Below are 14,146 nucleotides of genomic sequence, written 5' to 3'. Positions count from 1 at the left end.
GGCCGACCTCACATGTGCGGAACGTTGTCGGGGATGCGGTAGAACGTGGGGTGCCGGTACACCTTGTCGCCGCTGGGCGCGAAGAACGGGTCCTTCTCGTCCGGGCTCGACGCGGTGATCGCGTCCGCCCGCACCACCCAGATGCTCACGCCCTCGTTGCGGCGGGTGTAGAGGTTGCGGGCGTTGTGCAGCGCCATCTGCTCGTCTGCGGCGTGCAGCGAGCCCACGTGCACGTGGTTCAAACCCCGCTTCCCGCGGACGAAAACCTCGAACAGCGGCCACGAGGACCGCGGTGCACCGGTCTCGGCGTCCGAACTCATCGCGCAGCCTCCTCCCGTGTGGCCTGCATGGCGGCGTGGGCCGCTGCCGCGTCCCGCACCCACTGCCCTTCCTCGTGCGCGGCCCGGCGCCGGGCCAACCGCTCCTCGTTGCAGGGCCCGTCCCCGGCGATGACCTGCTTGAGCTCGGACCAGTCCGGCTCGCCGAAGTCGTAGTGCCCACGCTCGTCGTTCCAGCGCAGCGCCGGGTCGGGCACCGTGACGCCGAGCGCCTCGGCCTGCGGCACGGTCATGTCGACGAACTTCTGCCGGAGCTCGTCGTTGGTGTGCCGCTTGATCCGCCACCCCATAGACTGCTGGGTGTTGGGCGAGTCGCCGTCCGGCGGGCCGAACATCATCAGCGACGGCCACCACCAGCGGTTCGTCGCGTCCTGCACCATCTCCCGCTGTTCCGCGGTGCCGCGCATCATCGTCATCAGCAGCTCGTAGCCCTGCCGCTGGTGGAACGATTCCTCCTTGCAGATCCGCACCATAGCCCGCGCGTAAGGACCGAAGGAGCTGCGGCACAGCGGCACCTGGTTGCAGATCGCCGCCCCGTCGACCAGCCACCCGATGACGCCGATGTCGGCGAAGTTCAGCGTCGGGTAGTTGAAGATCGACGAGTACTTCTGCCGCCGGTCGATGAGCTTCTCGGTCAGCTCCGAGCGGTCCACCCCGAGAGTTTCGGCCGCGGAGTACAGGTAGAGCCCGTGCCCCGCCTCGTCCTGCACCTTCGCGAGCAGGATCGCCTTGCGCCGCAGGCTCGGGGCGCGGGTCAGCCAGTTGCCCTCCGGCTGCATGCCGATGATCTCGGAGTGCGCGTGCTGGGCGATCTGCCGCACCAGGGTCTTGCGGTAGCCCTCGGGCATCCAGTCCCGCGGCTCGATGCGCTGGTCGTGCGCGATCCGCTCCTCGAAGTGCCGCTGCAGCTCGGCGTCGTCGAGCCGGTCCGCCGTGGTCGTCTTGGTCACCCCTGCTCCTCCGGTCGCTTGGCCACCAGCGTCAGCACGTCGTACTTCGCCACCGAGGCGCCGTCCTGGTTGGTCACGTCCACGTCCCAGCGGACCTCGCCGTGCTCGGCGCCGACCCGCGGAGTGATCTGCTTAGCGGTCATGGTCACGGTGATCTCGTCACCAGGGTAGGTCGGCGTGAGGAACCGGAGGTTCTCCAGGCCGTAGTTGGCCAGCACCGGTCCCGGGCCGGGATCCACGAACAGCCCGGCGGCGAAGGACACCACCAGGTAGCCGTGCGCCACGCGGCCGTCGAAGAACGGGTTGGCCCGCGCCGCTTCCTCGTCGGTGTGCGCATAGAAGGTGTCGCCGGTGAACTCGGCGAAGTGCTCGACGTCGTCCAGCGTCACGGTGCGCGGCCCGGCGACCACCGTGTCACCGATGCGCAGTTCGCCGAGGTGCTTGCGGAACGGGTGCTTTTCGGTGATGTTGCGGGGAGTTCCGGTCACCCACTGCCCGGTGATCGCGGTCAGTGTCGCCGGGTCGGCCTGCACCGCGGTCCGCTGCATGTGGTGCAGCACGCCACGAACGCCACCCATCTCCTCGCCGCCACCGGCGCGCCCCGGTCCACCGTGAACCAGCGCGGGCAACGGCGACCCGTGCCCGGTGTTCTCGCCGGCGTTGTGCCGGTTGAGCACCAGCATCCGGCCGTGCCGCGATGCCGCGCCCAGCACCACCTCGCGCGCGAACTCCGCGTCGGCGGTCACCACGGAACCGGCGAGGCTGCCCTTGCCGCGGCGCGCCAGCTCCACGGCCTGCGCCGCAGTCTCGTACGGCATCACCGTACTGACCGGGCCGAAGGCCTCGACCTCGTGCGGCTGCGGCTGGTCCGGGTCGTCACATCGGACCAGCAGCGGCGGCAGGAACGCACCACGCTCCGCGTCGGCGTCCACGACGTCGACCCGCCCGGGGTCTCCGTGCACCAGTGTTCCGGCCTCCAGCAGCGCCTTCAGCGACCGCCGCACCTCTTCGCGCTGCTCCAGGCTGGCCAGCGCCCCCATCCGGACCTCCGGCGAGGCGGGGTTGCCGACGACTACCTTCGCCAACCGCTCCTTGGCGGCCGCGACCACTTCGTCGATCAGGTTCGCCGGCACCAGCGCCCGCCGGATCGCGGTGCACTTCTGCCCGGCCTTGACCGTCATCTCGGTGACCAGCTGCTTGACGAAGAGGGCGAACTCGTCGGTGCCCGGCGCGGCGTCCGGGCCCAGGATCGAGCAGTTCAGCGAGTCGGCCTCGACGTTGAACCGCACCGAGTTCGCCGCCACCACCGGGTGGGCGCGCAACCGCTGGCCGGTCGAGGCCGAGCCGGTGAACGACACCAGGTCCTGGTCGGTGAGGTGCTCGAACAGGTCGCCGACGCTGCCGCAGACCAGCTGCAGCGAGCCGTCCGGCAGCAGCCCGGAGGCGACCATCAGCTCCACCAGCCGGTGCGTGAGGTACGCGGTCTGGCTGGCCGGTTTGATCAGGCTGGGCACCCCCGCCAGGAAGGCGGGCGCGAACTTCTCCAGCGGTCCCCACACCGGGAAGTTGAACGCGTTGATCTGCACCGCGACGCCCGTCAGCGGCGTGCAGATGTGCTGCCCGACGAACGTGCCGCCCTTGCTCAGCGGCTCGAGGGCGCCGTCGACGTAAACCGTACTGTTGGGCAGTTCCCGGCGGCCCTTGCTGGAGTAGCCGAACAGCACCCCGATGCCGCCGTCGATGTCGAACTTGGAGTCGCCGAGCGTGGCGCCGGTGCGGGCCGACAGCGCGTACAGCTCCTCGCGGTGCTCGCGCAGGTGCGAGGCGAGGCTCTTCAGCAGCGCGGCGCGCTGGTGGAACGTCAGTTCCGCCAGCGCCGGGCCGCCCCGGCTGCGCCCGTGCGCCAGCACCGCGCCCATGTCGATCCCCGCCGAGGAGACCCGCGCGACCTCCTCACCGGTCACCGCATCGTGCAACGGCACCCCGTTGTCCGACGGCGCGTGCCAGTCGCCGTTGACGTAGCTTCGCAGGGCAGCCATTCGCCCGACCTCCTCCGACTGGTTCTTTAACTGACCGTTCGTTCGAAAAAGTAGCACTCGTCAAGACTGTTGCGCACCACCTGATGCAGCTAAATTCTGCTTTACCGAGCCAGGGGGACCAGCTTCGCCGGGAACCCTTGACAGGATCACGCGACACAGGATTAATTACCGACTGTTCGTTCGGTTACGAGGTGGTGACCCAGTGCAGGAGCCCGGCACGACGACGCGCGACCCGGCTCAGGCCATGTTCGACGACGACCGCGCCTCGCAGGCGCTGGGCATCGAGCTCGTCGAGACCGGCAGCGGATTCGCCCAGGCCCGGATGCGGATCACCGACGCGATGGTCAACGGCCACGGGATCGCCCACGGCGGCTACATTTTCCTGCTGGCCGACACGACCTTCGCCTGCGCCTGCAACAGCCACGGACCGACGACGGTCGCGGCACGCGCGGACATCACTTTCATCCGCCCCGCCCGCGGCGGCGACCTGCTGGTCGCCCGCGCCGAGGAACGAACCCGGTTCGGCCGCAGCGGGATCTACGACGTGTCCGTGCACCGCGGTGACGAGCTGATCGCCGAATTCCGGGGCCACAGCCGCTCGTTGAACGGCGCACCCGAACACCAGCCCGAAGGAGCTAAGCCATGACAGCGACGACGGGCGCGCCGCGCCGGCTCGGAACCGCGCCGGATCCGGCCGACCTCGACCCCGCCGAGCGGTACTCCGCCGACGAACTCGCCGCGGTGCAGCTGGAACGCCTGCAGCGCACCCTGCACCACGCCTACGAGAACGTGCCGCTGTACCGCAGCAAGTTCGACGCGGCGGGCGTCCGGCCGGCGGACTGCCAGCGCTTGGCCGACCTGGCGAAGTTCCCGCACACCACCAAGCAGGACCTGCGGGACAACTACCCGTTCGGCTTGCTCGCCGTGCCGATGGATCAGGTCCGGCGGCTGCACGCCTCCAGCGGCACGACGGGCAAGCCGACCGTCGTCGGCTACACCGAGCAGGACCTGGACGCCTGGGCCGATGTGGTGGCGCGCTCCATCCGCGCCGCGGGCGGGCGGCCGGGCCACAAGGTGCACGTCTCCTACGGGTACGGCTTGTTCACGGGCGGGCTCGGCGCGCACTACGGGGCCGAGCGGCTCGGGTGCACCGTCATCCCGGCCTCCGGTGGGATGACCGCCCGGCAGGTGCAGATCATCCAGGACTTCCGGCCCGAGATCATCATGGTCACCCCGTCCTACATGCTCACCCTCATCGACGAGTTCGAGCGGCAGGGCATCGACCCGCGCAGCACCTCGCTCGAGATCGGCATCTTCGGCGCCGAGCCGTGGACCGAGCAGATGCGGCAGGAGATCGAGGAACGGCTGGACATCGACGCGGTCGACATCTACGGCCTGTCCGAAGTGATGGGCCCCGGCGTGGCCAACGAGTGCGTGGAGACCAAAGACGGGCTGCACATCTGGGAGGACCACTTCTACCCCGAGGTGATCGACCCGTTCACCGAGGCAGTGCTGCCCGACGGCACCGAGGGCGAACTCGTGTTCACCTCGCTGACCAAGCAGGCCATGCCGGTCATCCGCTACCGCACCCGGGACCTGACCCGGCTGCTGCCCGGCACGGCCCGGCCGATGCGGCGGATGACCAAGATCACCGGCCGCAGCGACGACATGATCATCCTGCGCGGCGTCAACGTCTACCCCACCCAGATCGAGGAGCTGGTGCTGCGCACCGACGGCCTGTCGCCGCACTTCCAGCTGGTGCTCACCCGCGAGGGCCGGATGGACCGGATGACGGTTCGGGTGGAGGCCCGCACCGACTGCCCGGGCGACCGCCGGGATCCGGCCGGCGCCGAGCTGGTCCGCGCGATCAAGGAGGGCGTCGGCATCAGCACCGAGGTCACCGTGGTGGATCCGGACACGCTGGAGCGATCGGTGGGCAAGCTGTGCCGCCTCGTGGACCGCCGCGAATCCGGATCCGCAGGCTGAAATACTGCGAGCCATGTCGGGGAACGCTAGGCGCGCGAATCGCCGGGGTCGGCCGGGCTACGACCTCGGTCGGCTGCTGGACGTCTCCGTCCGGGTGTTCAACGAGCGCGGCTACGAGGGCACCAGCATGGAGGACCTCTCCCGCCGGCTGGGCATCACCAAGTCGGCGATCTACTACCACGTGTCCAGCAAGGACGAACTGCTGCGGCTGAGCGTCAACCGGGCGCTGGACGCGCTGTTCGCGGTCACCGAGGAAGAGGCGTCGACCACCGGCAAGACCATCGACCGGCTGGAGCACGTGGTCCGGCGCAGCATCGAGGTGCTCGTCGACGAACTGCCGTTCGTCACGCTCCTGCTGCGGGTGCGGGGCAACACCAAGGTTGAGCGGCAGGCGCTGACCCGGCGCCGCGAATTCGACCAGGTGGTCAGTGACCTCGTCAAGCAGGCCGAGGCGGAGGGCAGCATCCGGCCGGACGTCGACCCGGCACTGACCAGCCGGCTGCTGTTCGGCATGGTCAACTCGATCATCGAGTGGTACAAGCCCAGCCGCGGCCTGCGGGCCTCGCAGCTCGCCGACGCGGTCACCAAGATCGCCTTCGACGGCCTGCGGACCAGCGCCGACGAGCACTCGCCCGGCGATTCCGGATCTCGCGCGGGATAAATTTCTGGAACTCCCGGCATGACGATCATCCACGCGGGTCTCGACCACGCCGTCTGGAGCGCCTGCGGCGCGCGTGGAATGCAGGGGGTTCCGAACGCGCGACCGGCCGTCGGTCGCGGCGTTGGATGTGGTCGCGGTCGGCGGTCCCCCGCGTCACTCCAGCCCCTTTCTGCGCAGTGGCGCGGATTGTGCCGACATTGAACACAATGGACAGTTACACCCTGGCATCGCAATCCCCAACTTGTGGGTGACAAAAGACCCCTGCGATCACGGCCAGGGTCCGCTTACGCTGCTGCGATGTGACCGACCGCAACCCGGCGGTCGCATGGCGGATCCGCTGAAACTGGGGACAGCGGCAACCATGATTCCGAAACCGGCTGCGCGCCGGTGCGTTCTGCGGTCTTCGGCAGGACCCGGGTCCGCCCTCCCCCTCGCCCTGCACCCTGGACGAGCAACCTGGAGGCCAACCGTGTCACGGCTTGAGTCGCTCGCTCGCGCCTTCCTCCGCTACCTCTACGAGGACGACCGATTCCGGCCCGAGGTCGCGGGTTTCTTCGACAGCCCGGCGGCCGAGGCCGCGACGCTGCAGCCGTCATGGGCCGAACTCGCCGAAGTCGTGCGGACGCTGCGGGACCAGGAGCTGATCGCCACCAGCGGAACCGGACAGCAGGGCGCACCCGCCCGCGCCGGCCTGACCGGCTCCGGGCTGATCTGCGCCGGCCGGCACGGCGGGGACATCGGTTCGTGGGCGCGGGCGCAGTCGGTCGCGCTGCTCGACGAGCCCCCGGCACCGGTGGTGCCCGCCCAGCCTTCGCCGGCACCCGCTCCCAGCCCCGATTTCACCGGGCTGACCCGGGTGGCCAAGGTCGTGCTCCTCACGCTACCGACGGTGCACGCCCGCTACGGCGACACCGCCGAGATCGAATTGATCGCACGGCGGCTGCGCGAGGCCGCGCGGCAGGACCGGCCGGACCCGCGCCGGGTGCGATTGCTCGCCTACCGGCTCCGCAGCGAGCTGGCGACCGGCTCGGTTGCGAACACCCTCGGCGTGGTCCTGCTCGACGGGCTCGACGAGGCCCTCGCCGAGAGCGGGCTCGGCTGAAGCGTCCTAATCGGACTGTGGTAGTGACCGGGTTCACCGCGGATGCCCACCGTACGCACGCTCGCGCACTCCGTGTGCTGAGATTCCCGGTATGGACACGGGCACCTGGCCGCGGGCGGCGGCGCGCCGCGAGCTCGACGCCGCAGGCGTCCAGCCGCATCTGCGCCCCGCCTACCAGCGGTGCCGGGTGCTCAACGCCGCGCACGGCCGCACCTACTTCCTCGCGACCCGGCTGCTGGCCCCGGCGCAACGGCCCGCAGTGCACGCGCTGTACGGCTTCGCGCGGTGGGTGGACGACATCGTCGACGACACCGACGAGTCGCGCACGGTCCGGGACCGGCAGCAGGCAGTGGACCAACTGGACGACAAGCTGCGAGCCGGTCTGCGCGCCGGTAACAGCGAACACCCGATCCTCGCCGCGCTCGTCGACACCGTCGCCCGGCACCACATCGACCCGACGCTGTTCACCGACTTCATGGCCTCGATGCGGATGGACCTGACCGTCCGCTCGTACCCGACGCGGGCTGCACTGGACGCCTATATCCACGGCTCGGCGGCGGTGATCGGCCTCCAGTTGCTCCCGGTATTCGGCACGGTGTGCCCGGCAGGCGAGGCCGAGCCCTACGCCGCGGCGCTGGGCGGTGCTTTCCAGCTCACCAACTTCCTGCGCGATGTCGGCGAGGACCTCGACCGCGGCCGGGTCTACCTGCCGCTGGAGGAACTGGCGGTGTTCGGCGTCGACCAGGAGCGGCTCGTCTGGTGCCGGGAGGCCGGCCGGCCAGACCTCCCGGTGCGCCGGGCGCTCGCCGACCAGGTCGCCCGCACCCGCTCGAAGTACCGGGCCGCGGAACCTGGCATCGCCCTGCTCGCCCCCTGGTCGCGGCCGTGCGTGCGCACCGCGTTCACGTTGTACGGCGAGATCCTCGACCGCATCGTGGAGTCCGGGTACGACGTGTTCCGGCGACGGCTCGCGGTTTCCGGCCCGCGCCGCCTGGAGGTCGCCGCAGGTGCTCTCGGCGCGGTCGTCGCAGCGCGCCTCCTCTCCCGTCGCACCAACGTGTGACAACCGCTCGCACCGGGTACGCGAAGCACGTCGTGACTCGACGAACTGCGGAGGCGAGGTGAGCGGGAATGCCGCAGCAGAGCTGGACCGAGAAAGAGGAACGACAGTACGAGCACATCAAGAGCCAGGCGATGGAGCGCGGCAGCAGCGAGGACCGCGCCGAAGAGATCGCGGCGCGGACGGTCAACAAGAACCGGGCGCAGGCCGGTGAATCCCAGCAGCGGAGCGAAACCGCCACGCAGGACATCCCCCCGCAACGCCGCGGTGGACTGCGCTCCGGATCCGGCTCCGGGCCGGGCGGTCGAACCAAGCAACAGCTCTACGCGGACGCGCAGCGCGCCGACATCAAGGGCCGCTCGAAGATGACCAAGGCGGAGCTGGAACGGGGGGCGGTCGAACCAAGCAACAGCTCTACTCGGCTGACCGCGGGTTCCCGCCGTTCGGGCGGGTGAATCCGGTGACGGGCGTCCCACCAGGGGCGGAAACTGCTGACAATGCGCCGGTACCGGCGCTTGCGGGGGGCGACCAGATGGAGAGCGGAACGCCGGCGCGCTGGCAGGACGTCAACGCGACCGCCGAAATGATCGCGCAGGCCGGCGGCAAGTTGGAGAATGCCCCCGAGGCCAGGACACCGGCCGAAATCACTGCGGCGCGGGAAGCGTTGCTGGCCGTCACCACGGCGGGGGCCCGGCTTGCCCGGCAGCTCGACATACTGGCCTCCAGTTACGAGACCCTGAACGCCGCCGAGCCGTCGGCAGTGCACGTCGCGCTCGACCAGGCCGCGGCCGCCGCCGAAGACCTCGGCAACTGCGCGAAGGTCGCCGCGCAGGCCATCGATGACGACTGACCGCGCGGCGACCCCGGCAGCTACGGCGCCTTGACCACGCCCGCACCGACGTCGGTCGATGCGAGCGGTAGCCGATGTGCGGTCTGCGACAGCCGAGCCCACAGACCCCACGCCCGCTCCGGGTACTGCTGCGCGTACAGCGCCGCGACACCGGCGACGTGCGGGGTGGCCATGCTGGTTCCGCTGAGCTTCCGGTAGCGCTCCGCCCCCGGCCAGCTCGAGTAGACGTCGACGCCGGGGCCGACCAGGTCCACCTGGCCGATCTCGTCGACGGTGCCGCTGGAGAAGTCCGCGATCTGCAGCTGCGAGTCGATCGCGCCGACCGCCAGGATCGACGGGCAGTTCGCCGGGTGCCCGACCGGCGCGACCGTCCCGGCGGAACGCTGGCTCTCGTTGCCGGCGGCGGCGATGATCAGCGTGCCGCGCTCCATAGCGCGCTGGGCGACCCGTTCGAAGGACGCGGAGAACGGCTCACCAGGCTGCGTCGGCGCGCCGAGCGACATCGACACCACGGCGGCTCCGTTGGAGATCGCCCACTCGATGCCGGAGAGGATGCCGCTGTCGGTTCCGGAGCCGTCGTCGCCGAGCACCTTGCCCGCGTAGATGCTGGCCTCCGAAGCGATGCCGTAGCCGGGTCCGGCCTGCGAGGCCCGCGGACCGCAGGAGGTGCCGATCACGTGCGTGCCGTGCCCGTGGCCGTCCTGCACGTCCTGGCCATCCACGAAGGACCCGGTGACGATGTCCCGGTCGGCGAAGTCGGGGTGCTTGAGGTCCAGGCCGGTGTCAAGCACCGCGACCCGGACGCCCTTGCCGGTGGGCTGCGCGTGGTCGGCGCGCACCGCCTGCAGGCCCCACGTGAACTCGCCGTCCTCCACCTGCGCTTCCGCGCCGATGGCGAACACCCTGCGCTCCTGCTCGAACGCCGCGATCGTGCTGGTCTCCCGGGACGCGCGTTCGAGCGCCGCGGCCTGGTCCGGGTCGGCGCTGATCAGCGCGATGCCAAGTTGATGCAGCACGATCCCGCCCGCGCCGCGGAACAGCTCCCCCGGTGCCGCGCCGGCCGCGTCGGCGGTGTTGGCGCAGCGGATGCCCGTCAGACGCGTCAGCTCGCGGGTTCCGATGATCGTCGAATTGTCTTCCAGCAGCACCAGATAACGTCCGGTGGAGCTCTCCTCGTTGGTGGTCATGGTCGCTCCCTCGGCGAGGTTCGGGTGTAGCGGCGCCACACCGTCCCCAGGTGTATCGCGCGTTACCCACAGTTACAAGCACCCACTCGGGTAAGGACTGCACGATCTGTGCCGCCGGTCTCGATGTCCTCAGTGGACTTCCTGCGACACACCGCTTTCGGGGTACTCAGGTCGGGGGCTATCAGATACGACACGCATGCGCTGATGACAACAGCGGAACCTCATCCGCACACTGGTGGTAATCAACTCCCGACAGTTCGGAGCAACCGTGCGCACTCCCAGCCAGCGCTGCATCCTGGTCACGGGCGCGACCAGCGGGCTCGGACGGGCCCTTGCCCACCAGCTCGCCAAGAGCGGGTCCCGGGTACTGATACACGGGCGCAGCGCGGAGCTAGCCGAGGAAACGCGCGCGGAGATCGCGGCGGCCACCGGCTCCGACCGCCTCGACGTGGTGCTTGCCGACCTCGCTGAGCTGCGCCAGGTCGAACGGCTGGCCAACGACGTGCAGCTGCGCTGCGACCGGTTGGATGTGCTGGTGAACAACGCGGGCATCGGTTCCGGGCCCCCGGGCGGCCGGCGCGAGGAGAGCCCGGACGGCATCGAACTGCGGTTCGCGGTGAACTACCTGGCCGGCTACCACCTGACGCATCTGCTGCAGCCGCTACTGCTCGCCTCGGCACCGGCCCGGGTGGTCAACGTCGCCTCGGCCGGTCAGCACCCGATCGACTTCGACGACCCGATGATGACCGAGAACTACATCGGTGCCCGGGCGTACGCGCAGAGCAAGCTCGCGCAGATCATGTTCACCTTCGACCTGGCCGAAGAGCTTCGCGGCCACGGCGTGACGGTCAACGCGCTGCACCCAGCGACCTACATGAACACCGCGATGGTCCGCGAGGCCGGCGTGAGTCCGCTGGGCACGATCGCCGAAGGCGTCGAGGCGACGATGCGGCTGGTCGCGGATCCGGGACTGGACGAGGTCACCGGGGAGTACTTCCATGTGACCCGCGCGTGCCGCGCGCTCGAGCAGGCCTACGACGAGCAGGGCAGGACGCGGCTGCGAGAACTCTCCGGCAAGCTCATCGAACAGGCCCGCGGCTGAACCCGCCACAGCGGATCGTCGAACTGGAGGCTGGCGCCATGAACAGCGGAACCCAGCGCAAGATCGTCGTCGGCGTGGACGGCTCGGAGTCGTCCATGTGCGCCCTGCGGTGGGCGCTGAAGCAAGCGGCGCTTTCCGGGGCCGTGGTGCACGCGGTCACCTCCTGGGAGTACCCCGCCTTCTACAGCTGGGAGGGTGGCCCGATGCCACCGGACGACTTCGAGGAGTCCGCGCGCAAGAGCCTCCACGACACCGTCGACGAGATCGAGCACGAGATGAGCCCGCCGGTCCCGGTGGAGCGCGAGCTCACCCACGGGCACGCGGCGCAGACGCTGCTGGACGCCTCCGAGGGCGCCGACCTGCTGGTGGTCGGCAGCCGCGGCCACGGCAGCTTCTACGGCGCGCTGCTCGGCTCGGTGAGCCAGCGCTGCGCCCAACACGCGAAATGCCCGGTGGTGATCGTCCGGCACTAGAGAAGAGTTCGGGAGCCGGTGTGGCCCAGGCATTCGGACAGGGCGGCCGCGCCTTCGCGGACGAGTTCGCGCAGCGCCGCTTCGGTCTCGTCGTTCCAGCGCAGGATCGGCACCGAGATGCTCATCGCGGCGACTACCTCGCCGGACTCGTCGCACACTGGCGCCGCGACGCAGGCCACCGACTCGTTGGACTCGCAGTACTCGCGCGCCACGCCGTCCTTCGCGATGGCGTCGAGCTCTTGGCGCAGCGCCTTGCGGGTGGTGATGCTGTGCTCGGTCATCGCATCCAGCCGGCGGTTGCCGTAGAGCTCGTCGACCTCTGCGTGCGGCAGCGCCGCCAGCAGCACCTTGCCGAGCGCGGTGCAATGCGCGGGCAGCCGCCGGCCCACGGCCGAGACCATCCGCACCGGGTGGCTGCTGTCGACCTTGGCCACGTACAGCACGTCCGCCCCGTCTCGCACCCCGACGTGCACCGTTTCCTGGCAGCGCTCGGCGATGTCCTCGGCGACGAGCTGGCCCTCGCGGGCGAGGTCCAGCCGCTCAGCGTAGGCCGCGCCCAGCTGAAAGCCGCGCATTCCCAGCCGGAACCGGTTGCTGCCGCGCCCCGCGGGCATCAGGTAGCCGCGCTCGCTGAGCGTGCCGACCAGCTCGTGCACCGTGGTGCGCGGCAGGCCCAGCTGCGCGGTGATCTCCGGCGCGCTCAGCTCGTGGGCGTCCAGGAACAGCTCCAGGACGTCGAAGGCCCGTTCCACGGCAGGTACCGCTCGTGCCACGCGTTCGCTCCCCCCTGTCACGTCTCAACCGGCCGCTGTTTGACCGATATTTCGAACATCGTACCCGGTATCGGCCAACACCAGCTCAAGCGCTTGACCACCCAACCCGGCCAGCCATACGATCCAGCGAACGTCGTCCGGAATATCGAACGGATTATTGGTGCACCCGACCCGCGAATTCCTGCGGTCGGGCTGGCGCTTCCGGCGCTCGGATAATCCACTTAGGACGAATGGGCGGGCGTTGGCGGCACCGAAGTTCCACCGCTTGCGCTGCCGCGCGAGACGAATCCGGCCATAGGCTCCAGGACTGGAAGACGGTGAAGGAGTCAGCATGGCAGCGCCCCCCGCCCACGTCCCGGACGTGTTCGATCCGCGCAGGTACGCCGACGGCGTGCCGCACGAGGACTTCGCCTGGCTGCGCCGGCACGCGCCGGTGAGCTGGCAGGCGGAGCACGAGATCGGCGACTGGCCGGCCGGGCCCGGGTTCTGGGCCGTCACCCGGTACACCGACGTCGTCGCCGTGCTGAAGTCCGCCGAGGTCTACTCGTCCTGGCTGGGCGCCACGCAGATCCGCGATCCCGACCCGGCGGACCTGCCGTTCATCCGCAGCATGATGCTCAACCTCGACCCACCGGAGCACGGGCGGTTGCGCCGCCTCGTCAGCCGGGCGTTCACACCGCGGCGGATCGACCGGTTCCGGCACGAGGTCGCCGAGCGGGCCCGCCAGCTGGTCGACGCGGTGATCGAGCGCGGCGAGTGCGATCTGCCGGTGGAGGTCACCGACGACTACCCGCTGCGCAACCTCGCCGACCTCCTCGGTGTGCCGGAGTCGGACCGGCGGATGCTGCTGGAGTGGACCAACCGGGTGATCGGCTACCAGGACCCGGAGCACTCCGAGGTGACCCGCGGCCCGGACGGCAAGCCGGTCAACCCGCGCTCGCCGACGATGCTGGCCGACATGTTCGCCTTCGCCCAGGACCTCGCGGCGTTCAAGCGCCGCAACCCCGCCGATGACGTGATGACCGCGCTGGCCACCGCCGAGCTGGACGGGCGCGGGCTGGCCGACGCCGAGCTGGAGATGTTCTTCTTCCTGCTCTCGGTGGCCGGCAACGACACCGTGCGCAGCGCGCTGCCGGGCGGGATGCTCGCCTTCGCGGAGAATTCCGGCCAGTTGCGGCTGCTGCTCGACGATCCGGCGCTGCTGGACTCCGCCGTGGAGGAGTCGCTGCGCTTCCATCCACCGGTGCTCAGCTTCCGCCGCACCGCGACCACCGACACCGAGCTGGGCGGTCAGCGCATCGCCGCCGGGGACAAGGTCGTGGTGTTCCACTGCTCGGCGCATTTCGACGATCAGCAGTTCCCCGACCCGCACCGCTTCGACGTCCGGCGCACGCCCAACGACCACGTAGCCTTCGGCAACGGCCCGCACGTGTGCCTGGGTGCGCATTTCGCCCGGCTGCAGCTGCGGGCGTTCTACCGCGAGGCGCTGTGGCGAATGCGCGATCTGCGGGTGACGGGGCCGGTCGAACGCCTGGTATCGAACTTCATCAACGGGATCAAGCACCTGCCGGTGGCGTTCCCGCCGGGTAGCAGGTGATCGAGGGCGGGGCCTGGGCACGCGCATT

The 14,146-nt window shown here is 70.1% G+C and carries 16 protein-coding genes; 10 read left to right on the top strand and 6 right to left on the bottom strand.

Features of this window, described 5'->3' with window-relative positions; translation table 11 throughout:
• Nucleotides 1-8 precede the first annotated feature (8 nt).
• Genes paaB through paaZ form a run of 3 tightly spaced genes read right to left on the bottom strand, consistent with a single transcriptional unit; the run spans nt 9 to nt 3,327 of the window.
• Nucleotides 9-320, bottom strand: coding sequence for a 1,2-phenylacetyl-CoA epoxidase subunit PaaB (gene paaB / locus SSPN_RS0105545; protein ID WP_010692813.1), 312 nt, complete (start codon nt 318-320; stop codon nt 9-11).
• Nucleotides 317-1,288 (bottom strand): 1,2-phenylacetyl-CoA epoxidase subunit PaaA, encoded by a 972-nt coding sequence (gene paaA, locus SSPN_RS0105540; RefSeq protein WP_010692812.1) that lies wholly within the window; start codon nt 1,286-1,288, stop codon nt 317-319. Before paaA ends, paaB begins: the two co-directional genes overlap by 4 nt.
• Nucleotides 1,285-3,327, bottom strand: coding sequence for a phenylacetic acid degradation bifunctional protein PaaZ (paaZ, locus tag SSPN_RS0105535; protein WP_010692811.1), 2,043 nt, complete (start codon nt 3,325-3,327; stop codon nt 1,285-1,287). Before paaZ ends, paaA begins: the two co-directional genes overlap by 4 nt.
• Nucleotides 3,328-3,571: 244 nt before the next feature.
• On the opposite strand from paaZ, the gene paaI reads away from it, so the two are divergent.
• The 7 genes from paaI (at nt 3,572) to SSPN_RS42580 (ending at nt 8,986) form a co-directional block, all read left to right on the top strand.
• Nucleotides 3,572-3,973: a hydroxyphenylacetyl-CoA thioesterase PaaI gene (gene paaI, locus SSPN_RS0105530; protein ID WP_044573431.1), complete on the top strand. Its 402-nt coding sequence runs from the start codon at nt 3,572-3,574 to the stop codon at nt 3,971-3,973.
• Nucleotides 3,970-5,313: a phenylacetate--CoA ligase PaaK gene (gene paaK, locus SSPN_RS0105525; protein ID WP_010692809.1), complete on the top strand. Its 1,344-nt coding sequence runs from the start codon at nt 3,970-3,972 to the stop codon at nt 5,311-5,313. Before paaI ends, paaK begins: the two co-directional genes overlap by 4 nt.
• Nucleotides 5,314-5,326: 13 nt before the next feature.
• Nucleotides 5,327-5,974, top strand: a complete 648-nt coding sequence (locus tag SSPN_RS0105520) for a TetR/AcrR family transcriptional regulator (RefSeq protein WP_010692808.1) — start codon at nt 5,327-5,329, stop codon at nt 5,972-5,974.
• Nucleotides 5,975-6,443: 469 nt separating this feature from the next.
• On the top strand, nt 6,444-7,076 hold the full coding sequence (locus SSPN_RS0105515) for a hypothetical protein (protein WP_010692807.1): 633 nt from the start codon (nt 6,444-6,446) through the stop codon (nt 7,074-7,076).
• Between the two features lie 91 nt (nt 7,077-7,167).
• On the top strand, nt 7,168-8,139 hold the full coding sequence (locus tag SSPN_RS0105510; protein ID WP_010692806.1) for a phytoene/squalene synthase family protein: 972 nt from the start codon (nt 7,168-7,170) through the stop codon (nt 8,137-8,139).
• A 68-nt stretch (nt 8,140-8,207) separates the two neighbouring features.
• The gene (locus SSPN_RS0105505; protein WP_010692805.1) at nt 8,208-8,591 is read left to right on the top strand and encodes a hypothetical protein; all 384 of its coding nucleotides are present in this window, start codon (nt 8,208-8,210) and stop codon (nt 8,589-8,591) included.
• A 77-nt stretch (nt 8,592-8,668) separates the two neighbouring features.
• Nucleotides 8,669-8,986: a hypothetical protein gene (locus tag SSPN_RS42580; RefSeq protein WP_010692804.1), complete on the top strand. Its 318-nt coding sequence runs from the start codon at nt 8,669-8,671 to the stop codon at nt 8,984-8,986.
• A 20-nt stretch (nt 8,987-9,006) separates the two neighbouring features.
• Here SSPN_RS42580 and SSPN_RS0105495 read toward each other — a convergent pair whose 3' ends face one another.
• A complete protein-coding gene (locus SSPN_RS0105495) occupies nt 9,007-10,173 on the bottom strand; it encodes a S8 family peptidase (protein ID WP_029535003.1) in 1,167 nt (388 codons plus the stop codon).
• 268 nt (nt 10,174-10,441) lie between these two features.
• Between SSPN_RS0105495 and SSPN_RS0105490 the strand changes: the two genes are divergently transcribed.
• Nucleotides 10,442-11,275: an SDR family NAD(P)-dependent oxidoreductase gene (locus SSPN_RS0105490; RefSeq protein ID WP_029535002.1), complete on the top strand. Its 834-nt coding sequence runs from the start codon at nt 10,442-10,444 to the stop codon at nt 11,273-11,275.
• Nucleotides 11,276-11,313: 38 nt separating this feature from the next.
• Nucleotides 11,314-11,748, top strand: a complete 435-nt coding sequence (locus tag SSPN_RS0105485; protein ID WP_010692801.1) for a universal stress protein — start codon at nt 11,314-11,316, stop codon at nt 11,746-11,748.
• On the opposite strand, the gene SSPN_RS0105480 is transcribed toward SSPN_RS0105485, so the two are convergent.
• Nucleotides 11,745-12,521, bottom strand: a complete 777-nt coding sequence (locus SSPN_RS0105480) for an IclR family transcriptional regulator (protein WP_029535001.1) — start codon at nt 12,519-12,521, stop codon at nt 11,745-11,747. The two genes, SSPN_RS0105485 and SSPN_RS0105480, sit on opposite strands and share 4 nt — an antisense overlap.
• Before the next feature lie 24 nt (nt 12,522-12,545).
• Entirely contained in the window at nt 12,546-12,854 is a 309-nt protein-coding gene (locus tag SSPN_RS54335; protein ID WP_143539643.1) for a hypothetical protein, read from the bottom strand.
• On the opposite strand from SSPN_RS54335, the gene SSPN_RS0105475 reads away from it, so the two are divergent.
• Entirely contained in the window at nt 12,853-14,118 is a 1,266-nt protein-coding gene (locus SSPN_RS0105475; RefSeq protein ID WP_010692799.1) for a cytochrome P450, read from the top strand. The genes SSPN_RS54335 and SSPN_RS0105475 overlap by 2 nt on opposite strands.
• The last annotated feature ends 28 nt before the right edge of the window (nt 14,119-14,146 follow it).

It is taken from the genome of Saccharopolyspora spinosa NRRL 18395 (assembly GCF_000194155.1).
In the GTDB taxonomy this organism is placed as follows: Bacteria; Actinomycetota; Actinomycetes; order Mycobacteriales; family Pseudonocardiaceae; genus Saccharopolyspora; species Saccharopolyspora spinosa.
This window is presented reverse-complemented; position numbering and strand designations above follow the sequence as displayed.